The 20719-nt window shown below is 60.8% G+C and carries 15 protein-coding genes; 9 read left to right on the forward strand and 6 right to left on the reverse strand.

What is annotated here, in order from left to right; all coding sequences use genetic code 11:
* Positions 1-31: 31 nt before the first annotated feature.
* The 3 genes from DIE06_RS31210 to DIE06_RS31220 all read right to left on the reverse strand — a co-directional run bounded on the left by DIE06_RS31210 (position 32) and on the right by DIE06_RS31220 (position 3843).
* Complete coding sequence (locus tag DIE06_RS31210) at positions 32-1876, reverse strand: DUF1302 domain-containing protein (RefSeq protein ID WP_124664728.1); 1845 nt, start codon at positions 1874-1876, stop codon at positions 32-34.
* A gap of 78 nt (positions 1877-1954) precedes the next feature.
* Entirely contained in the window at positions 1955-3322 is a 1368-nt protein-coding gene (locus tag DIE06_RS31215; RefSeq protein ID WP_124664729.1) for a DUF1329 domain-containing protein, read from the reverse strand.
* Between the two features lie 107 nt (positions 3323-3429).
* Positions 3430-3843, reverse strand: coding sequence for a RidA family protein (locus tag DIE06_RS31220; protein ID WP_107311637.1), 414 nt, complete (start codon positions 3841-3843; stop codon positions 3430-3432).
* A gap of 497 nt (positions 3844-4340) precedes the next feature.
* Here DIE06_RS31220 and DIE06_RS31225 point away from each other — a divergent pair, with 497 nt between their 5' ends.
* The 6 genes from DIE06_RS31225 (at position 4341) to DIE06_RS31250 (ending at position 12821) form a co-directional block, all read left to right on the forward strand.
* Positions 4341-5774, forward strand: coding sequence for a TetR/AcrR family transcriptional regulator (locus DIE06_RS31225; protein WP_260427991.1), 1434 nt, complete (start codon positions 4341-4343; stop codon positions 5772-5774).
* Between the two features lie 875 nt (positions 5775-6649).
* Positions 6650-7924, forward strand: a complete 1275-nt coding sequence (locus DIE06_RS31230; protein WP_124664731.1) for a TetR/AcrR family transcriptional regulator — start codon at positions 6650-6652, stop codon at positions 7922-7924.
* Positions 7925-8167: 243 nt separating this feature from the next.
* On the forward strand, positions 8168-9100 hold the full coding sequence (locus DIE06_RS31235; protein WP_124597535.1) for an SDR family NAD(P)-dependent oxidoreductase: 933 nt from the start codon (positions 8168-8170) through the stop codon (positions 9098-9100).
* On the forward strand, positions 9093-9629 hold the full coding sequence (locus DIE06_RS31240) for a MaoC family dehydratase (RefSeq protein WP_124664732.1): 537 nt from the start codon (positions 9093-9095) through the stop codon (positions 9627-9629). Before DIE06_RS31235 ends, DIE06_RS31240 begins: the two co-directional genes overlap by 8 nt.
* Positions 9630-9746: 117 nt before the next feature.
* Entirely contained in the window at positions 9747-11570 is a 1824-nt protein-coding gene (locus tag DIE06_RS31245; protein ID WP_124664733.1) for an acyl-CoA dehydrogenase, read from the forward strand.
* A gap of 66 nt (positions 11571-11636) precedes the next feature.
* Positions 11637-12821 carry an acetyl-CoA C-acyltransferase gene (locus DIE06_RS31250; RefSeq protein ID WP_124664734.1) on the forward strand — a complete coding sequence of 395 codons (1185 nt, stop codon included), beginning with the start codon at positions 11637-11639 and terminating at the stop codon, positions 12819-12821.
* 1242 nt (positions 12822-14063) lie between these two features.
* Here DIE06_RS31250 and DIE06_RS31255 read toward each other — a convergent pair.
* Together DIE06_RS31255 and DIE06_RS31260 are read right to left on the reverse strand one after the other, a co-directional pair.
* On the reverse strand, positions 14064-14495 hold the full coding sequence (locus DIE06_RS31255; RefSeq protein ID WP_260433827.1) for a MaoC family dehydratase: 432 nt from the start codon (positions 14493-14495) through the stop codon (positions 14064-14066).
* 109 nt (positions 14496-14604) lie between these two features.
* A complete protein-coding gene (locus DIE06_RS31260; RefSeq protein WP_124664736.1) occupies positions 14605-16260 on the reverse strand; it encodes an AMP-binding protein in 1656 nt (551 codons plus the stop codon).
* Between the two features lie 242 nt (positions 16261-16502).
* Between DIE06_RS31260 and DIE06_RS31265 the strand changes: the two genes are divergently transcribed.
* On the forward strand, positions 16503-17225 hold the full coding sequence (locus DIE06_RS31265) for a nitroreductase (RefSeq protein ID WP_124664752.1): 723 nt from the start codon (positions 16503-16505) through the stop codon (positions 17223-17225).
* A 62-nt stretch (positions 17226-17287) separates the two neighbouring features.
* Positions 17288-18655, forward strand: a complete 1368-nt coding sequence (locus tag DIE06_RS31270; protein WP_124664737.1) for an aromatic acid/H+ symport family MFS transporter — start codon at positions 17288-17290, stop codon at positions 18653-18655.
* Positions 18656-18831: 176 nt separating this feature from the next.
* On the opposite strand, the gene DIE06_RS31275 is transcribed toward DIE06_RS31270, so the two are convergent.
* A complete protein-coding gene (locus DIE06_RS31275; RefSeq protein WP_260433828.1) occupies positions 18832-19512 on the reverse strand; it encodes a TetR/AcrR family transcriptional regulator in 681 nt (226 codons plus the stop codon).
* Between the two features lie 313 nt (positions 19513-19825).
* Here DIE06_RS31275 and DIE06_RS31280 point away from each other — a divergent pair, with 313 nt between their 5' ends.
* On the forward strand, positions 19826-20626 hold the full coding sequence (locus tag DIE06_RS31280) for a Crp/Fnr family transcriptional regulator (RefSeq protein WP_257775850.1): 801 nt from the start codon (positions 19826-19828) through the stop codon (positions 20624-20626).
* The last annotated feature ends 93 nt before the right edge of the window (positions 20627-20719 follow it).

The raw sequence follows: 20719 nt of genomic DNA on the forward strand, positions 1-20719 counted from the left end.
CGATGCGCGCCGTCTCTCACCGGTTCATGCGTCAGAAATTCCGGGTGACGAACATCCCGACGAAATTGCGATCCGCGTATGGCTGCCCCACCGTGTTGTGCCCGCCGAAGAATGCCGAAAAGTTGATGCCCGCCTGCCAGACGGTCGGATTCTGGTTGAACAGCACATAGACGTTCACCGACTTCGCGCCCTGCAGGTAGTTGCCGGTGAACGTCGGTGTATAGCCGTAGAGTCCGGTGGAGAAGGTCACCCCGGGTGTCACCTGCCAGCCGTGGATCAGCGTGCCGTCATAGGTCCAGTTGAAATCGATCGTCGCGCCGACCGAACTCGCCGTGCCCTGCGCTGCCACGATCGGATAGCCGAGCCCCGAGTTGTTGTTCAGCCACGCCAGATAACCGGCGGCAGGTACCTGCGTGATAGTCTGTCCGTTGATCGTGCGCGTGACGCCGTTGGCATTCAGGCCCGGGTAATGGATCCACGTCAGTTCCCATGTCAACGTGGCCGAATCCGCGCCGAGCAGCTTCAGGAACGGATACCCGCTGCGCGTGAGCGCAAGCAGGCCGTTGATGTCGAGCTGGAATTTCTTCTTGTCGGCCCACTGCTGGCAGTCGATGCCCGACACTCCATTCGTATTCAGGTCGAGCGGACCTCCGGCGCCGAAGCAGCTCGACAGCGCCACCGCGTCTCGCGGGCGATACGACAGCTCGGCGCCGATCGCCCAATCGCCGAGCGCGAAGTTGGTGCTGGCGCCGAAGAGCTGGCGGTTGCCGAGATACGACCATTGCGCGACCCCATTCGCCGTCGACGTCAGCACCGGCGCCTTGTCGATATAGTTGACGTAATACAGCGCGAAGTTCGCACCGAGGGAAGCGGGCGCGAAGCCGAATTTCACACCGAATTGCGGCCGGTATTTCGCCGGCAGGTTTGTGGTGGTCGGAAAACCGATGTCGTTGAGCGGCGGCCCCGCGAATGCGCCATTGACGAGACCGTTCTTGATCGCGTTGAGCGTATCCTGATTGCCTGCCGCTCCCGGCCCGCCGATCGCGTTCGCGATCGTGCCCGCGCTAGGCCCGGCCACGTTCAGGTTGGTCGTGTTGAGCGTGAACGGTTCCGCGCCGCGGCCAAAGCCGTTCGTGGTCGACCAGAATGTTCCAACGGGCGGATAGCGGTTGCCGTTCCACTGAAACTGGTAGTAACCCTCAGTGCTGACCCCGTGCGAGAGATCCGCGGCGAAGCTCACCATCGGTGCCGGAAGCAGACCTTGCTTGAGCTGCGTGCCTGGAATCAGCAGCTTCTGGATATCAAGCGAGTTGGTCGCGTTGATACCGTTCTGCGCGAATATGCTCTCACCCCAGTTGATCACCTGGTTCCCGATCCGCACATGCGCGGGCCGCCCGTTGATCGTGAAATCCTTCTCGCCCCACAGGTCGAGCAGTTGCGCGTTGTACACCACCTGCGCCGCCGCGGTGCTCGACAGCGGCGTTCGCTCGGTGTTCTTCGCCATGAAGTCGTACATGCCGGTGCCGCGCACCATGAACTTCAGCCCTGCGCTCGGCATCTTCAGCAGCAGCTCGCTGGTCGCGCTGATGTAGGTGCTGAACGGCTGCCCCTTGCGGTAGTTCAGGTCACCGTTGTCGCCGAAGCCCCATTGGTTGGTATTGGCCGCCGCACCGCAGCCGTTCGCGTTCGGGTCGCCGGTGAGCGAGCAGCTCGGGCTCTTGGTCCGAATGCCGGCTCCTGCCGTGATATTGCTGACCAACGACCCCTGCACGGCGCCATCGCCCAACGTGAAATCGTACCCGTACGCGGTCGATGTCGCGGCACCCAGCACGGAAATAGAAATTGCAGTATGCCTAGCTATTTTTTTCGCTTTCATGTCTCCACCCCATCTCCAAACTGGATGCCGGCGACGCATCCGTGCGCGCGGGCCCCATTTTTATCTACTCGACACGCGTCAGCGTTCGCTGACCGAGCGCAACGTTTCTGCAGTAAAGAAGTCCGCCTTGAAGCGTGGATCATTGGCTTGCTGAAACCAGCGGAGGTCTTTGCCTTGGCCGATCGACGATGAATCGGTTACATAACGCCCATTGATCAAGTCATATTGCGCGAACGGCTCGTTATCGCAGGTGCCGCCCAGCTCCCACACCGGGATCGGGTAACTCTCGCGTACCCTCCACAGCTTGCCTTGGGCGTCGTAGTCCTCGCCGGCGAGCGCCAACCAGCTATCCTCATCCAGATAGAAGACCTTCTTCGATGCAACGTGGCGCGCTGTGGTCTTGAGCGTCGCCTCCACAACCCAGACGCGGTGCATCTCATAGCGCCGGTTAGCGGCGGCGACGCCATCAGGCCTGATCACGTCGTGCAACTTCTCGTTGAATTTGTACATGCCGAAGACGTTGTACGGCACGATCATTTCTTTCTTGCCGACGAGCTTCCAGTTGAACCGATCGAGGGAGCCAAAGAACATATTGGCTTCATCGATCAGGTACTGGTTTTCGAAACCGATGACCGGCGCATCGTGCGTATAGGCCGGCATGCGGCGCACGCGCCTCTGTCCGGGGAAGTAGTAGAAAGTTTCCGGATCCTTGTTGAAGAATTGGCGCTGAACAAAGGCCTGCCCGGCCAGCGCCGGCGGCGATTGCATCTGGAAGAAGGTGCCGCTGCTGAACTGGTCGACGTCCTGAGGTGTGTGTTTGCCAGACTTGCTCGGCGGGAAATATTGAGTTGCCGTGCTGATTGCATCGATCCATTCGCTGCCCCCCGGACGTGGGGAAACCGTCGTCACCACAGCCGGCCATTCAATGGCTTCGCCCCGGTACCGCATGAGATAGTTCAGAATCGCTTCGGCGCCGTTCTTCGGTTGCGGAAATGCGACCCCTGGAAGATTCGCAGTCTGCAACTGCTCGCCCGTCGAATCGAGCTTAGCCGCCGTGAAGTTCGCCTTGGAGTTCTGCGCGACAAAGTCCGGCACTTGGCATTCGCGATGCGACGGATACACGTCCATCCGGTAGCCCTTCTTCTGTTTGACCAGCGCGATCTGCCCAGGTGTCAGCTTGTCTGCGTACTGGTCGATGTTCGACGCGTCGATCGAGTACAGCAGCTTCTCGTTCTTGTGCTTCCAGAAATCGCCGCGAACCTTGCCCCACTCCCAGCCTGCGTCGGGCGATTGCTTGCCGGCGTAGGCCGCCACCGCGCCGTCCTTGCTCGCGGCGTGTTCAGCACCTTCCGGGGTAAGGTCTTCCGCCGCGACAGCGCTGCCTGCCGAAAGTAACAAGACGGCTGCAATAGCAGACGCAGCTCCAATTTGGTGCTTCTTCATCATCGCCTCCTTCCGATTCCACATTCATTCGCCGATCACGCCGCTGGCTAACGATCGGCACTCCTTACAACACGATCACTGACGATCCGGCTTACCTACTTCCTGATGATTCACATCTCGCCGGATCCCGCAACTGCCATTGCCCGAATTTCAACGCAAAGCTCGGGAAGACCGAGTTGCGTCACGCCGACCGCCGTCCATGCGGGGAAGCGGTTCGGAAAATATTCGTCTTTGACGGCGGAGAACAGCTCAATGTCGGCTTGCAGATTCGTGTGGAAGGTCGTCAGTTCGACGACGTCGGACAGGGTCGCCCCGGCCGCCGCAAGAATCGTCTTCAGGGACTCGAATGCGATTCGGGTCTGTGCCTGCACGTCCTCGCCAACTTTCATCTGTGCGTCGACTCCAACTTGGCCAGACACCCAGATCGTGTCGCCCACACGGGTCGCCGGCGTGAAGTGGTAGGTATCGTGCCAAGCCAGAAACTCGGGAGGAACGATCGATTGCCGTTGAGTACCAGATGCCATGGTGCATATACCTTCGATTAAACGAGTTGATGGACCCTATGGTGCGCGGAATGGATCGGCGCCGTGCACATCGAGGCTCTCTTTTGCCTTCCGCCTCGCAGCCCGCGCCCTTCGATACCCAAGGCACTGCGCATTCGACCGACTATATACGCGCATGCGACCTACAATTAACGCGCCAACAACCTAAGAGTAACGCGTCACCGACCTAACAACAAGGTAAACAAAAATAGGGAAAACACTGACTTGAGTGTCGGGTCGCCCGGAAAGATTCTTGATTTCAAGGGGTAGCCACGCGGCGGCGGCCCACCTGCGGACTGCGAGGTTGAACCGGCACGGGCTTCCAATCGCGATATGCCTGCAGCAGCGCACCGCTTGCCTGGCTACACGATGGTGTATCCTCTTACTAGGTTGCGACCTATAACTTACGATAGATCGAAGTGAATCTCTTTTCTTGAGGGGGAGTCAACGTGCAACAAAAGGCGGTAAGGCGAGCAGCCGTGAGTGACCTTGCCGAGGCAAGATCAGCGACGGGATCGACTGCGCAGGGAAATCGGGAACGGCGCCTTGCACAGATCATTCTTGCGGCGCAGCAAACGTTTCGCGAGGATGGCTATGCCGCGTTTGCTGCACGCAGCGTAGCTGCGCGCGTAGGGATCACATTAGGAAACCTTCAATACTACTTTCGAACGAAAGGGGAGTTGCTGAGCGCGGCACTGATGGCATACGTGTCTCAGAAGATTAACGACTACACCACCATCGCAAACCAGCCGGGCATGAGTGCTCAGCGGCGTTGCTCAGCGCTGGTAGACCGCATTTTTTTCGATATCAACGAAACCGATCTACCGAAGTTCTTGTTTGAAATATGGGCATTCGCCCAGCAAGAACCCTACGCTGCCGAGCTCGTTGATGACATGTATACCGAGCATCGAAGCACCTTCGCGAAGTTGTTATCCGAGATCCACCCGACTTTGACTCACGAAGAGTGTCTTGCCCGTGCATCTGTGATTGTCGTGCAGATGGCAGGGATCATGATATTCGCCTACAACGGCGAAGATTCGGATAAGGACTATGCCGACTGCGTTCGCGTGACAAAGCAGTCTGTAAAAATGATCGTTGACCTTTCGCCAGGAGTACTGGAGAACGACGTAACGCTTCGCGGTTTGCCCAATCTGGAGACTCATGGCACGAACAGTGCGCACGGCGCCATCTTCAATTCTGACAAGGATGGCCAGGACCTGTTCGAGTTGAGCGCGCGACAGACCGGCCAGGATTCGCCTTATTACCGACCAACAGTTCAAGGGAAGCGACGAAAGGTAAAGATCAACGAAATCGTCTCCACTGCCGCGAACCTATTGGCGACGGAAGGATACGTGAACTTTACCCTCGCGGGAGTAGCCAGGGAACTGGGCATCCCGGAATCCGCGCTCCGGAACTACTTTCCAACACATGATGATCTGCTGCGATCGACCACGAGCGCGCTCATGAACGTTTATCAGGACCGGTATGCGGAAATGGGCAAGCCAAGCGACAAGCCTGCGTTGGAGCGACTGTGCGAGATCACGGTTGATGCTTTTGAAGAGGCTCGCGATTCAAGAGTGTGCCGATTCTTGTTCGAAATACTTGCGCTGGCCCAGCACTCGGACATTACGCTGGAACTGACGAAAACGCTCTACTCGGCCTATCGGGCACTCTATGTGGATTTAGTACGCGAGCTTGACGCTTCTGCCACCGCCCGCGAATGCCACGCGCGCGCGACGCTCATCGCAGCTCAGACAGAGGGAGCACCAATTTTGTTTTTCGGTTCAAAGAAGCAACCGTTAGAGGCGAATCGCATTTTCGAGTTGATGAAAGCCGTCACGATACGCGTCGCGCAAGGCAACGTTGGCACCAAGAGAGCGACAGAGAGTGGCCAGAGGAGATCGACGGCCTAGTTGGGGCAGCGAGAGACTTCCGAATCGATACGGTCGACTTGGTCACTGTCATGGATTCCAGGCTCCGGCTAAGCTGACATCCGGCTGCTCGATGCAGGCGCTGCCCGCAATCCGCCTATTGCTGATGTAGAACCCAGCCCGCCCCAAGGTCGACAAAGGCAGGCAAGCCGGCAAGCGAAAACTGCCGGAGGTCACTACCTTCGGAGCGACGCGGCCGTCTGGACAACACAGTCTCAAAGACGGCGAACGTCGCTCTCTGGCCGATTCTGGGCCATCCGCATCGCTCAACGGGCATCCAAGGCGCCTGACGTCCTACCGACCACGAATGTCCGCTCATCTCGTATCCTGGCCCCGTAAAGGCTCACCATCAACCGATGTCGGGACCGATACCGACGCGAGCCGGTGCGATCAGCCGCGCGGCAGACTGGGCCGATGGCAAAGGCTGCCAGCGCCCTGCCTCAATCGACGCGATCAGACGGCACGGGATCGCGCGACGGCTCGACAAGCCGACCTCCCCGCTTCGCCGTGCGCGCGCTCGGAGACAATGGCACGCTGCCGATGATGAGATCGAGCGCATTCGCCTACTGGCCTGATTGGCACGCCAATCGGGCTGGCGTGACAAGCCGGATTCCGGCGATACAGTGAACCGCCATTCGCAACCACTCAAGGACAGTCGCATCAGCTGCGAGCACCCATTCACCACCTGCCGCCTGAGTTCATAACCCAGATCGCGGCACAGCTTGCCCCCCCACATCGGCTCCCTCGACGTGCGCCACCGCTTCGACATGGAGGTTCCGCCAGACAGCACGCCGTCGCACCGTGTCACACTGTGGGTGTAGGCAAAATAGCGCTGATGAAATTGGAAATCTCTCGACATGCTCCCGAAAGCGGCGCCCGCGCGGCAACCCAAGCAGCAACGATCGCAAGCGACTCAAAACCGGATTGCGCAGGCAACCATACACCTGCTGGGTGAAATCGGTGAAGCCGGCCTGACGCATCGCGACGTCGCGAAGTGCGCGGAGGTTTCCCTGGCAGCCACGACTTACCACTATGCGTCGAAATTCGATCTCATCGCTCATGCGTCTTCCGTCATCCTCGAAGACTACGCGGCACGATTTCGCAATTTTGCGTCCCGCCAGGCGGCCCGCACGTCGGATCGACCGACGTTTGAGCAATTCCTCGTCCGCTTATTGCGCAATGCCGCGGGACGGGATCGGCTGCGCACAATCGCCTGGTGCGAGATCATGCTCATCGCCGCACGAAACTCCGATACCCGTGCGCTCGCAAAAAACTGGTACGCGCGCCTGCGCGAGGTCTGGACAGATATTGCGTCGCTCCTCGGCGCAAGCTCCGGACCACTCCACGTCCAGGCTGCGATCGACCGGACAATTGGCCTACTGTTCATCGTCACGGCGCTCGGCCTCACACCTGACGAGGCCGCGGCCTGCTTTACCAGCGGCCTGGACTGTGTCATGCCCGAGCCTCTGTCTGATGTCCCGGCGCCCGCTTTGGAGCGCATATCCAAGCGCGGCAAAGGGCTCGAAACCCGCAAGCAATTGCTCGATGCCGCCATTCGGCTGATGGCGGCCCGCGGTGCCGGCGCAGTGACCGGACATGCGGTTGCCGCCGAGGCCGGCGTCACCCCGGCTCTGCCATCCTACTATTTCAAGCCGGTCGGCACACTGATCGACGCAGCGCGCGAACAACTCTATGAAGCAGCGAAGGCGCGTTATCGCGAAAGTGTGAACGGGATCGACCTCACGGTCGCAACGGCAGACCAGATCGTTGATCTGACCACCGCCGTACTAGTCCGCGAAGTCACACAGTTCAGCGACTTCAACCTTGCCACCCTCGCGATCGAAGTGGAGGCAGCGAGACAGCCAGCGCTGAGACCAATGGTAGGCCGATGGTTCAGCGACCGAAGCCGGGCCTGGCATCGGCTCCTCGCCGGCTTCGACAGCACGGCACCCGCAGCACTTGGGCTGCTCATGTGCGGTCTCTTCACGGGCATGCAAGTCCGCTTGCTGGCAACCGGCGCAGAGATCGCGGCGTTGGGCGACCTGCGACTCGAGTTTCTGGGCGCCCTTGAAGCAATGAACTACCCAAAACCACTCTCCTCGCACAAATCGGTACAAACATTCAAAAATTGATTGACGCGAGCTAGCTGACCACCTAGCATGAACTCAAGTTACCGCCAAAACTCGCGTTTTCCCGTCTGTTAGGCTGGTTCACGGTATCTGTACAACTAGATTGTTTCGACTTTCACAGGACATGATCCGCCGACTCGGCTTCGTCGGCGAAAGTCTTCAGGAAGCGTAGCAACCGGTCGCGCCCGCAACCCGCGTTGGCGCATCTACAGGCCATCTCGGAGTTCATTTCAAGGAAAGCAAGCCATGACGATCAATCTGACTAACCGAGTTGCCATTGTCACGGGGGCCGGTGCGGGCCTCGGACGAGAACATGCACTGCTGCTCGCGCGATTGGGCGCGAAAGTCGTCGTGAACGATCTCGGTAGTGATTTGAATGGCCGTGGCGGATCCGGTACCGCCGCACAGAACGTTGTCGACGAGATCATGGCTGCTGGTGGCGAGGCGATCGCGAATGGTGCGTCGGTTACTGACGTCGACCAAGTACAGCAGATGATTGACCAGACGCTGTCGCGCTGGGGCCGTGTCGATATTCTCGTGAACAACGCAGGCATCCTGCGAGACAAGACCTTCAGCAAGATGACGCTCGACGACTTTCGCGCAGTCATCGAAGTCCATCTGATGGGCTCGGTGAATTGCACGAAGGCCGTATGGGACGTCATGCGAGAGCAGAAATACGGCCGCATTGTGATGACGACGTCGTCGTCGGGCCTGTACGGCAATTTCGGGCAGTCCAACTATGGTGCGGCGAAAATGGCCTTGGTCGGCCTGATGCAAACACTGGCGATCGAGGGGGAACGACATAACATCCGCGTCAACTGTCTCGCGCCTTCTGCTGGCACTCGAATGCTGGAAGGTCTCGTTTCTGCCGACGCTTTCAATGCCCTCTCACCCCGTGCCGTCAGCCCGGCCGTAGCCGTGCTCGCCAGCGATGATGCGCCTACCCGCATGGTGCTTTGCGCGGGCGCAGGCAGCTTCGAGGCTGCACACATTACGCTCACGCCGGGGATCTACCTTGGAACCGGCGAAAATGTGCCGCACACGCTCGCTCAGCGGCTCGACGAGGTAGCCGCCGGCAGCGGTGAATCCGTTCCTGCGTCGGGTGCAGCACAGATCAATATCGAGCTGCGCAAGGCCGGCTTTGTTGAACCGAAAACCAGCGAGCATGAGCATGCGTGACACGATCCGTCCGATTGCGGACGTAACCGGCATCGACCAGGACCACCACGCGCCTGATGCGCAGCATCACGGTCGTGCATCGCTATCGCCGGCGCAATTGTCGGCCCTCGTCGGCGAAGAGCTGGGCGTTTCCAAATCGTTATGCGTCGACCAGGCCTCGATCAACGCCTTCGCCGATGTCACGCATGACTGGCAGCCCATCCATGTCAACGAGGAAATAGCACGCACGGGTCCGTTCGGTAGCACCATCGCTCATGGGTTCCTCACCCTTTCGCTGCTCTCGGCAATGGCGTACGACGTCGTTCCCGTACTCGAAGGCCAACGCACAAGCATCAATTACGGCCTGAACAGTCTGCGCTTCTTGACGCCCGTCCGCAGCGGCGAGCGTGTGCGTGGACGATTCAAATTGAAAGAAGTCGTAGAACGAAGCCCGGGCAGCTATCAGTTGACCGTGGGCGTCACGGTGGAAATCGAGCACCAGCCCAAGCCCGCGCTGGTAGCCGAGTGGGTGATGCTCGTCAACACCTGACAGCAATGGACATCCAGACATCCTGCTTTATCGTCATTTTATTAAGCATTCCTTTTTACTTATACGGTGATGGTCGAGGCTTCGATCAAAAACCGGGCACATTCACAGATCAATGCCATGACCAGCGAGCTCATCCTCTGTCGCCACGACCTGGATTTCATTCTGTTTGACTGGTTGCAAGTCGAATCGCTCACCGTCCGCCCGCGCTTTGCCAGCCAGGACCGGTTCGACTATGCGTCGGTGCTCGACGTCTACGAACTCCTTGCAGCTGACTTATTCGCGCCCCACAACAAGAAGAACGACAGTCAAGAACCCACGTTCGATGGAGAGCGCGTGACCGTCAACCCGGAAGTCGGTATCGCATTGCGTGCGTTTGCCGATGCCGGCCTGATCAGCGCGTCGTTTCCCGCGGAATGGAACGGTATGAGCCTGCCCGCTACCGTCGAGCGGGCAGGCATGGCGTACCTGCTGGCAGCGAATCCTGGCACGGCCGGCTACGCATTTTTAACCATTGCCAACGCGAACCTCCTGATTGCACACGGCGAGCACGAACTGGTGTCCCATTACGTCGAAGCGATGTCGGAAGGTCGCTGCTTCGGCACAATGTGCCTGTCGGAACCGCAAGCCGGCTCGAGTCTCGCGGACATCCGAACCCGCGCAGTGCCAACCGGTGACGGCCGCTACCGACTGTTCGGCAACAAGATGTGGATCTCGGGAGGCGATCACGAGATTACCGAGAATATCGTCCACCTGGTGCTTGCAAAGATCCCGGACGAGAACGGCCAGTTGCCCGCTGGCGTGCAGGGCATCTCACTGTTCACTGTCCCTCGCAGGCTCGTCGGCAGCGACGGGGCAGCCGGGGAGCGCAACGATATTGCCTTGGCTGGCATCAATCACAAGATGGGCTATCGCGGCACCGTCAACTGCGTGCTGAATTTCGGCGAAGGCCGCTTCCGTCCAGAAGGTGAAGCCGGTGCGCTTGGCGAACTCGTGGGCGAACCCGGCAAGGGGCTCGCCTACATGTTCCACATGATGAATGAGGCGCGCATCTCCGTCGGCCTCGGCGCAGCCGCGCTCGGCTATACCGGCTATCTGCATGCGCGTGACTATGCGAAGACGCGGCTGCAGGGGCGCCCACGCATCGAGCGCGATCCCACGACAGCCCAAGTGCCGATCGTTCGTCACGCCGATGTGCGTCGCATGCTGCTTGCCCAGAAGGCGTATGCATCGGGAGCACTGGCGTTGTGCCTGTACGCGGCTCGCCTCAGCGACGATCTTCATTCACTGGACGACACCCGCGCCTGCGCGAATGCGCAAGACCTACTCGACCTGCTCACGCCGATCGTGAAAAGCTGGTCTTCCCAATGGGGGCTCGCGGCCAATGATCTGGCGATCCAGGTGCATGGTGGATACGGTTACACGCGTGAATACAACGTCGAGCAGTTCTATCGGGACAATCGGCTGAACCCGATTCACGAAGGCACCTTCGGCATCCAGGCACTCGACCTGCTTGGCCGAAAGACCCGCCAAAACGGTGGGGCGGCCATGGTACTGCTTGGCGAGAGGATTGCGCATACCGTAGCGCGGGCGCAGGCGAGTAGGTCACTGCAGCGGCACGCCCTCACGCTCGAAGCTGCGTGGTCTCGAATCCGCATGGTGACGGGCGCGCTGCACGCCATCGACAACAGCGAACTGCAGCTCGCCAATGCTGCGCCCTACCTCGAAGCATTCGGCCACGTCGTAGTCGGCTGGCTGTGGCTCGACCAGGCGGTTGCCGTAAACGCGCTGGCGTCCGATGTGCAAGCAAGCGACTTCCATCGCGGCAAGCTCGCCGCCTGCGATTATTTTTTCGGTTGGGAGATGCCCAAAGTTTCCGCATGGCTCGCGGTGCTGGACCCCGTCGAGACGACCCCGCTGAACACGCCCGTGGAATGGCTCTGAGCGGCGCCGCCGCACTGTTATCCGCATGGCCAGGTTCGCCGTTTTCCATTCGACCAAGGACGCATCATGATCGACGCAGTCATCGTTTCCACCGCCCGCACGCCGATCGGCAAAGCTTATCGCGGCGCATTCAACGCCACGCGCTCGCCCACGCTGCTGGGGCACGCGATCCGGCACGCGGTATTGCGTGCCGGCATCGAGCCCGACCGTATCGAGGATGCCGTGATCGGCTCCGTGCTCAACGCCGGCACGGCCGGCGGTAATCTCGCCCGGCATGGCGTGTTGGCAGCCGGGCTTCCCGCTTCGGTGGGGGCGCAGACACTCGACCGGCAATGCGCGTCCGGCCTGATGGCAATTGCCACCGCTGCCAAGCAGATCGTCTGCGACGGCATGCAGGTTGTCGTCGCGGGCGGGCAGGAAAACATCTCGGCAGTGCAGGCCCGCTACTTCGAGTGGGTGAGCGCAGAGCGGGACCCCAACGTGGTGTCCGCGCAGCCGGCGGCCTATATGCCGATGCTGGAAACCGCCGAGTTCGTCGCGCGCAAGTACGGTATCTCGCGAGACGCACAGGACCAGTACGCGCTCGAGTCGCAACAGCGCACCGCCGAGGCCCAGGCAGAAGGCCGCTTTGCGGACGAGATCGTGCCGATCACTACGCAGATGTCGGTCATCGACAAGGTCACCGGGCAGACGTCGCTCAAGGAGATCACGCTCGCACGCGACGAAGGCAATCGTCCCGGTACGACGCTCGCCTCGCTCGGCGAGCTGGCGCCCGTTATGCAGGGCGGCGTCGTCACTGCCGGCAATGCCAGCCAACTGTCAGACGGCGCCAGTGCCTGCGTGTTGATGAACGGCAAAACGGCGCAACAGCTCGGCCTCGAACCGCTAGGCGTTTATCGAGGAATGACCGTTGTCGGTAACGCGCCGGAAGAAATGGGCATCGGTCCCGTGTACGCGATTCCCAAGCTGCTGAAGCTGCACGGACTGACGGTGCAGGATATCGGCCTGTGGGAGCTCAACGAAGCGTTCGCTTGCCAAGTGCTGTACTGCCGCGACAAGCTCGGCATCGATCCGATGCTGTACAACGTGAACGGCGGCAGCATAGCGATTGGGCACCCGTACGGCATGACGGGGGCCCGGCTGGTCGGCCACGCGCTGATTGAAGGCAAACGACGCGGCGCGCGTTATGTAGTCGTGTCGATGTGTGTCGGCGGCGGCATGGGGGCTGCCGGATTGTTCGAAGTGGCCTGACGCGTCTATTCGTAACACGCCTGGCTTTCGGTTTTGCCAGCCTATCCGGGCCTGCAGCGGACTATCGGGCGTGTATTGAGCAATGTTCGGCGCATTCACTCCGCGGGCAGCTGCCGCGCGCGTGGACGCCACAACCACAATAATTTCCCGGTGCAGGCCCTCGCCTCTCACCGCTCTGAATGTGGCCGCTCACAATTGAGCTTCAACACCGCCTGAGACGAAGCCCGCCTCTCCAGCAACCCGCCCGGATCGAAGCCCCCGAGCCCGCGTGTGACGCAATGCCCAATGAACCGCGCGTCGGAGCGTCGTTCGCTCGCGCCAGAAATACAGGGGCGTCGAAACGGTAACGGCACCGTCTTTCGATCGCTGCAGTGGGAGCGCTCAGTTCCCTATGGGAGTGCCGCGCACGCGGGGGCTTCCTCCACGTCCCGAAATGAAGGGTAACATAGCCCTGACTATGTTACCCTTCATTCCGTCGGACCTCGCCATGGAATCAGCCAGTTCGGCGAAGAGCACAGTGGTGTGCTTTCACTACACAACTACCCACTTCTAAGCCGCTTCCTAAAGTTTCTACGTAGAAACTGTCGAAATCGGCGTCCACGCACGCACCACGGGTTGCTGCGCCAGCCTGCAGGTTCATCCGTGCGTACCAGGCGCTCGGCGCATTCGCCATCGCAGGCAGACAACGCTTGGGTATCAGTCCGACTCGATCGGCAGGGCGAAGGCCTGCATGCTGTCCCTGCTCCAGCGCTTCAAGGAAGCGATGGGCAGGCACTGCAGCAAGTTGCTCGTCATGGACAAGACGCAACGGTTCGAATGCAGTCCGCTCAGCGTCCGTTAAGGCCCACGCGCCCCACTCTACCCGCGCAACGCATTGCGCGAGGGCGGAATCCGCGCAGCGATATAGTTCGGCATTGCAGCCCGCACGCAGGTGCGAGCATATTGGACAGCGTGGCGATCGACTCAACGTCGCCGCATCCGCCACATAGCGCTGCAAACGCGAGATGGTGCTTGAGCGACAAGCGGCGGACTTGGTCGGCGGGAAGTGGGGGCAATTGCGCTTCGTCATCGCGCGGCGCACGGGACAGTGTTTTCGCATTAATCAACGGCCCAAACAACAGAACGAGCGGTCCAGCGGGTATCGCTGACGCTACAGAAAAGCACCTGACAGTGACTGGGCCGATGTGTCGCACGCCGCGTTGTCGTCCGACGAGCGTTGCGCGTCACTGCGGCCCGACCAGCTCATGCGGCCGCGATCGGAACAAGCACGGCGCCTGTCGCGCGCACGCATGATTGCCCGGCCGCATTCATGATGGATCCGTCGAGGTCGAGCAAACGTCCGTTACGGTGGGGCCGAATGGCCGAAACTTCCCATGCGAGATTGATCCGCTCGTCCGGAAAGACCGGCAGCAACAATTCGAACTGGAAGCGCACACCGACCACCTCGCCTTTTCGGGCGAAGTGCGACGCCGCGAGTCCCATCAGCAATGCGACGGTATAGGTCCCACTGACAATGGGTCGTCCAAAGCGCGTAGCCGCCGCGTAGGCCCCGTCGTGGTGTACGGGGTTGTCGTCTCCGCACGCAAGCGCAAAGGCTCGAGCCTCACTGTCGCGACAAACATGGTTGCGTGAACACCGATACCCGATTTCAATCGCCGAGGTGTCGCGTCTCATCTGCATGGATCGAAGTCAAAGATTGGTTTCAAACACGTCCGCCGCGAGCCCGGTGGACGAAGCCGCAGTCCTCGATGAAACCCATGGCGGCGACGCACGCCATGGTGGACTACACGCCCGACAAAGCCGTAATCGCTTCCCGGCTTCCAACCAGCTCCCGAAGCCGGAATTTCTGGATCTTTCCCGTGCCGGTCTTGGGCAGTACCCCGTAGACGACACGAACGGGGCATTTGTAGTGGGCAAGCCGTTCTCGGCAAAAGCTAATGATCTCGGCTTCGGCCGGAACCACGACGCCAGGCTTCAACTCGATGAAGGCGCACGGCGATTCACCCCATTTGGCATCGGGCTGAGCGACTACGGCCGCAATCAGCACCGCCGGATGTCGATGAAGAACATCTTCTACCTCGACCGAAGAAATGTTCTCTCCACCCGAGATAATGACGTCTTTCGAGCGGTCGGTAATCTGGATATAGCCATCCGGATGCACCACGGCGACGTCGCCCGTATGGAACCACTCGCCGCTGAACGCAGCCGCAGTAGCGGCCTCGTTCTTGAGGTACCCCTTCATCACGACATTGCCGCGAATCAGCAGTTCGCCTTGCGTCTTGCCGTCCCAAGGCACGGATGCACCGCTACCCTGATCCGCGACCCTGAGCCCCTCCAGGCCGGCCGCGCGACTTCCCTGTCTCGCCATGCGGTGCGCCTTGTCGTCCGACGACAGGTCGCTCCAGGCCGGCTCGACGAAACAGCTCACGGGCGTACCCGACGCTTCGGTGATGCCGTAGACGTGCTCCACATCGAAGCCCATCTCCGACACCGCCTTCAGTACAGCCGCCGGCGGAGGCGAACCTGCGGTTCGCACACGAACCGTATGCGGCACCGGCAAGCGCTCCGATTCGGGCGAACTGGCCAACGACGCAAGCACGATGGGCGCCGCGCAGAAGTGGTCGACTCGGTGCTGCCGCACGGCCTTGAAGATGTTAGAGGCAGTCACCTTTCGCAGGCAAACATGCGTGCCCGCCGCCGCCGTGACGGCCCATGCGAAACACCACCCGTTCGCATGAAACAACGGAAGTGTCCAGAGGTAGACGGGGCGGCGCGGCATGCCCCAATCAGTCAGTTGAAGCATGCTCATCAGATAGGCGCCGCGGTGGCTCGGGACCACACCCTTGGGGTCGGAAGTCGTTCCCGATGTGTAGTTCAGCGCGATTGCATCCCACTCGTCCGACGGCCAGACGCCGGGAAATTCCGGATCGCCTTCGGCCAGGAACGCCTCGTATTCGATTTCCCCGATCGGGTCTCCCGACGTCGCCTCGATATCGGCAATATCAATGATCAGTGGCCTGTTCTCGAGCTGTTCAAGCGCGCTTGCCGCCAACGAAGAAAACTCGCGGTCCACCAGCAGGATCTTGCATTCGCCATGACGCAAGATGAACCGAACGCCGTCTGCATCGAGCCGGCAGTTGATCGCGTTTAGAACAGCCCCGGACAGCGGGACGCCGTGATGCGCCTCGATCATTGCCGGCGTGTTCGGCGCGAGGATGGATACCGTATCCCCACGCTGGACACCGCGCCTGACCAGTGCGCTGGCAAGACGGCGGCATCGCGCCCTCGTCTCTCGCCACGATTGCGTCGACTCTCCATGAATGATGGCAATGTGATCGGGGTACTGGTCCGCGCATCGGTCAAGAAAATGAAGCGGTGTGAGCGGCACGTGATTCGCCTGCGTGCGCTCCAGCCCCTTTTCATAGATGTTTTCGCTCATTTCCATGTCTCCTCATCGGTTTATGACTGCGCGTCGGTGGACGTATTCCGCCCTTGACCTGCCGAAGCAGTCTAGAGAAGGTTCGGTACTCGAAATGTCACCCCCGAGACATTCCCACGGGCCTCGCCGATTTCAACGAAGCGAGACGCCGATTGTCTTGCGCAAGACATTGGTGTCGCGCGTAGATGGCTACTCTCGTCGTGTGGACGTGCGGTTCGCACGACTGGATAGCGAGGTCATGGATGGAACGAGCAGCAGCACCGCCGCAGGAACTGTCGTCGATCAGATCGGCGGTCGAATGGGCAATTGCGACGCGCCGCAGCGTCAGGGCTTATCTTCCGACGCCGGTGCCCGACGCGACCATCACGGCAATTCTTGATGTGGCCCGCTACGCCGCGACTGGCGTGAACATTCAACCGTGGAAGGTCCACGTCGTCACCGGCGCGGCTCGAGACCGCGTATGCAACGCGATCGCGAAAGTCGACGCCGATCCGTCGCTGGCGGACATGCACGCCGACGAGTGGAACTACTACCCGAACGAATGGGTGTCTCCATACATCGACAGACGGCGCGCGCTTGGATGGACGCTATATGGGTTGCTCGGCATCCGGAAGGACGATAAACCGAGGATGCACGAACAGCACGGGCGCAACTACCAATTCTTCGATGCGCCCGTCGGGTTGTTCTTCACCATCGACCGCGTGATGCAGCAGGGCAGCCTGCTCGACTACGGCATGTTCCTGCAGAACATCATGATCGTCGCGCGCACCTACGGCATCAGCACGTGCCCGCAGGCCGCGTTCATGAAGTATCACAAGATCATCGAGGAGGAACTGGCCCTCGGGTCCGACGAAATGTTCCTGATCGGAATGAGCATGGGCTACGCGGACGAAAGCCGTATTGAAAACACCTTGGTATCCGACAGGGCACCGTCTTCCTCTTTCACCGTCCATCACACCACCTGAGCCCGCCGGCAGAGCAGTCGTCGCTTGCAGTACCCAATATCCACAAGGAAATGGAGGAGACAATGCGTCACGAAATCGATGTCGAGAAAGTTGTGCACGGTGCAAGATTCTCCCGCTTTCATGGCTTGATCCTGTTCTGGTGTGGCCTGATCCTGGTTCTCGATGGCTACGATCTCGCCGTCGTCGGCGCGGCGCTCCCGTCGATCATGAAAGATATGGGCGTCAACGCGGCAAAGGCCGGCTTCATGGCAAGTTCGGCACTGTTCGGCATGATGTTCGGCGCCATTTATCTCGGAACGCTGGCCGACAAGATCGGTCGTCCGGTTTCCCTCTGCGCGTGCATCGGGTTATTCAGTACATTTACCGCTGCGGCAGGCCTCACGCATGATCCCGTGTCCTTCAGCATCACGCGGTTTCTGGCCGGCCTCGGAATCGGCGGCGTCCTGCCGATCGTCACCGCGCAGATGGGCGAATTCGCACCGCGCGCCATCCGGGCACGCCTCGTCACGATCGTGTTTGCCGGCTATTCGATCGGCGGGATTCTCGTCGCGTTGACGGGCAAGCAGATGATCGAATCCTATGGCTGGCAATCGGTCTTCTTTCTCGCGGCGACACCGGTGCTGCTCATCCCGTTCATCCTGATGACGATGCCCGATTCCCTCGCGTTCCTGGTGCGTAAAAATCGTGCCGCGAAGCTAGAAGCGACGATCCGCAAGATCGCGCCGGACGTGCGGCTTCAACCCGGCGACCGTTTCGTCATGCCGCAGCAGGCTATGAGCAGCACGCCCGTGGCGAGCCTGTTCCGCGATGGCCGCGGATTCAGCACCGTCATGATCTGGATCGCGTTCTTCATGGGGCTCTTCATGGTGTACGCGCTGAGCTCGTGGCTGACGAAACTCATGGCAATGTCGGGCTACAGCCTGGGGTCGGCATTGACGTTCGTACTGGTCTTCAACGTCGGCGCCGTCGCAGGCTCGATCGGCGGAGGCTGGCTTGGTGACAAGTACAACATCAAGTACGTGCTGGTGGCGTTCTACGCCACCGGAGCCGTCTCGCTGGCGCTGATGGGATACACCAGGTCCGCCGAACTGCTGTTCCCGATCGTATTCGTGGTCGGCGGCTCGACGCTCGGCACCCAACTCCTGGCGTACGCGTATGCCGGGGGGTTCTACCCTGCGGTGATCCGGTCGACGGGCGTCGGGTTCGCGTCCGGCGTGGGTCGCCTCGGCGCGATTGCCGCCCCCTTGCTGATCGGCGTGCTGGTCACGATGCGCCTGCCCCTCGAACAGAATTTCCTGGCGATCGCGCTTGCCGGCGTGCTGGGTACCCTCGCGGTCACGATGATCGACCATCGCCGCAGCGCGGTATCACGGCACGATGTGGACGTGGCGCCCACGCGCGTCGATGCGACATCGTCCGCCAGCAGCTAGACGGCTCATTTCCCGCCGGGGGCTGGTCGAAGCAGTTTGCAGCGCGCGTTCAGGCGCCGACGGTGCAGGATCGGCGGCGCGGAACGCTGCAAGCGGGCAGCAGAAGCCGGCGTTCGCGCGGGGCGCCGAGCACGGGCGGCCGCCCCGCGCGCACCGCCCGTGCAGGCAATGCGAGATCACGCAACCGTCACCGGCAATACTGGAGAGCCGGACACGCCACGCAAACAAAACGTGATGATCGCCGTCACGTGGGCGCTGGCCTGCTCGGCGTCGGGCGCGGCGCTGCCGGTGAGCGGGACGACTAGTCCCTCGAACAGACACCCGACGATACAGTCGGCCGACGCCATCGCATCCTGTGCCGGGAACTCGCCGTTCGCCATCCCCTGCTCGATGATCGTCTTGAATACCCTCGCCAGCGCTCTGTGAAAGGTCAAGCGCATTGCCTCGACATCGGGCTCGACGGGTTCGGCGACCAGCGAATAGGCGAGGCGCCGCCCCTGCAACGCTCGGGTGGCGAACGTCCAGACGGCGGCACCGAGACGCTCCGCCGCCGTGCCGTCGCGCATGGCAATGCCGGCGACAACATCGACTTCACGCTGTGCCGTCGTCCTGACCACCTCGACCATCAGGTCCGTCTTCGACGCGAAATAGCGGTACAGCGTGCCGATCGCGATTCCGGCGGCTTCCGCGATCGCATACATCTGCGCGTCGCGAAACCCCACTTCGGCCACCAGATCGCGCGCAGCCTTCACGATCAACGGATGCTTGTCGGCCCCTCTGCGGCGAACGCGAACACGCGCCGGACTAACTGGAATTTCCATTTCATTTACCGTCACATCCGAAGCACCCTCAGCCATCCTGCAGTGCGTCCCTGCACCCCACGATCGTCAACGTTGAATCGTCTGACCGTTGGCGCCCTGTACGTTGCAAATGATACGCCTATGCGGAAAATCACGTACCGGTTCGTGATATGCCGGTACAAATACCTAGCGCGCGCGCCTTGACTGTGAGTATGCCGGAACCTACCCTTAAGCGAATTGCAATTCTATTTAACGGGCCGGCCGGTACATCCTGATCTTGCGAACGGCCCATGCACCACGTGATGCGTGGCGTCGGGCGCCCTTGCGCAACGGCACGCTACTGTTCCGAACGATGAACCAACTTTGTGGCATGCAAACCATCGACGCAAAGCGGGAAGCGGTGCCTCCGGCCGCGGAGATGGCACGGCCTTACGACCGTGAGGATCTCGGCATCCGAAAAACCGACGACGACTCCGGCAAGCCGGCCGCCGTCACCGTCGACGCCTTTCTCGCCCGCTGCTCGTGGTACGCCAATCTGACCGACGGCCAACAGGAAATGGTCAAGCGCGATTGCTTCGACAGGTCCTACACCCCCGGTGCGGTCGCCTGCCACCGGGGCGACGCCGTGGATCATTGGCTCGGTGTGATCGAAGGCATCGTCAAAGTCGATACCGCATCGAAAAAAGGCCGTGTCGTCACGTTCGCGGGCATCCCGGCGGGCTCGTGGTTCGGGGAAGGCAGCGTCCTGAAGGACGAACCTCGCGCCTACTCCGTCACCGCAGTCCGGGACAGCCGGTTGGCCTTCATGCCGCGTGCGACGTTTTTCCAGCTCCTGGAGAACAGTCATACATTCAGCCGCTATGTGATCGACCAGCTCAACGCCCGATGCGGCTACTACATCGGTCTGGTTCAGAACTTGCGGATACAGGAGGCGCCCGCTCGTGTGGCATTTTGCCTGACCGAGCTTTTCAACCGGCAGTTGCATCCCGCCACGACGACGACGCTCGGCTTCTCGCAGGAAGAGATCGGCAGGCTTTCGGGGCTCTCCCGCCAGAACGCCAATCGCGCGCTTCGCACGTTGACCGATGCAGGCCTGATCCTCGCCGAATACGGAGCGGTGCATATTCTGGATCTCGAAGGCTTGAGGGAATTCGCACATTCGGAGGATTGAAATTCCCGAGTGTATTGTTGTTTCGGTACTACCTTCTCCGTCATGATCTCCTCCATAAAGACCTTGTTTCCCTAACGCGCCCGGCGCGACACG

This window comes from Burkholderia sp. Bp8998 (assembly GCF_003854235.1).
Taxonomy (GTDB): Bacteria; Pseudomonadota; Gammaproteobacteria; order Burkholderiales; family Burkholderiaceae; genus Burkholderia.

Excerpts from the sequence above, each read along its gene's own strand:
- DIE06_RS31210 (WP_124664728.1), bottom strand. The coding sequence starts at position 1,876 with ATGAAAGCGAAAAAAATAGCTAGGCATACTGCAATTTCTATTTCCGTG.
- DIE06_RS31215 (WP_124664729.1), bottom strand. The coding sequence starts at position 3,322 with ATGATGAAGAAGCACCAAATTGGAGCTGCGTCTGCTATTGCAGCCGTC.
- DIE06_RS31220 (WP_107311637.1), bottom strand. The coding sequence starts at position 3,843 with ATGGCATCTGGTACTCAACGGCAATCGATCGTTCCTCCCGAGTTTCTG.
- DIE06_RS31230 (WP_124664731.1), top strand. The coding sequence starts at position 6,650 with ATGCTCCCGAAAGCGGCGCCCGCGCGGCAACCCAAGCAGCAACGATCG.
- DIE06_RS31235 (WP_124597535.1), top strand. The coding sequence starts at position 8,168 with ATGACGATCAATCTGACTAACCGAGTTGCCATTGTCACGGGGGCCGGT.
- DIE06_RS31240 (WP_124664732.1), top strand. The coding sequence starts at position 9,093 with ATGCGTGACACGATCCGTCCGATTGCGGACGTAACCGGCATCGACCAG.
- DIE06_RS31245 (WP_124664733.1), top strand. The coding sequence starts at position 9,747 with ATGACCAGCGAGCTCATCCTCTGTCGCCACGACCTGGATTTCATTCTG.
- DIE06_RS31250 (WP_124664734.1), top strand. The coding sequence starts at position 11,637 with ATGATCGACGCAGTCATCGTTTCCACCGCCCGCACGCCGATCGGCAAA.
- DIE06_RS31255 (WP_260433827.1), bottom strand. The coding sequence starts at position 14,495 with ATGAGACGCGACACCTCGGCGATTGAAATCGGGTATCGGTGTTCACGC.
- DIE06_RS31260 (WP_124664736.1), bottom strand. The coding sequence starts at position 16,260 with ATGAGCGAAAACATCTATGAAAAGGGGCTGGAGCGCACGCAGGCGAAT.
- DIE06_RS31265 (WP_124664752.1), top strand. The coding sequence starts at position 16,503 with ATGGAACGAGCAGCAGCACCGCCGCAGGAACTGTCGTCGATCAGATCG.
- DIE06_RS31270 (WP_124664737.1), top strand. The coding sequence starts at position 17,288 with ATGCGTCACGAAATCGATGTCGAGAAAGTTGTGCACGGTGCAAGATTC.
- DIE06_RS31275 (WP_260433828.1), bottom strand. The coding sequence starts at position 19,512 with ATGGCTGAGGGTGCTTCGGATGTGACGGTAAATGAAATGGAAATTCCA.
- DIE06_RS31280 (WP_257775850.1), top strand. The coding sequence starts at position 19,826 with ATGCAAACCATCGACGCAAAGCGGGAAGCGGTGCCTCCGGCCGCGGAG.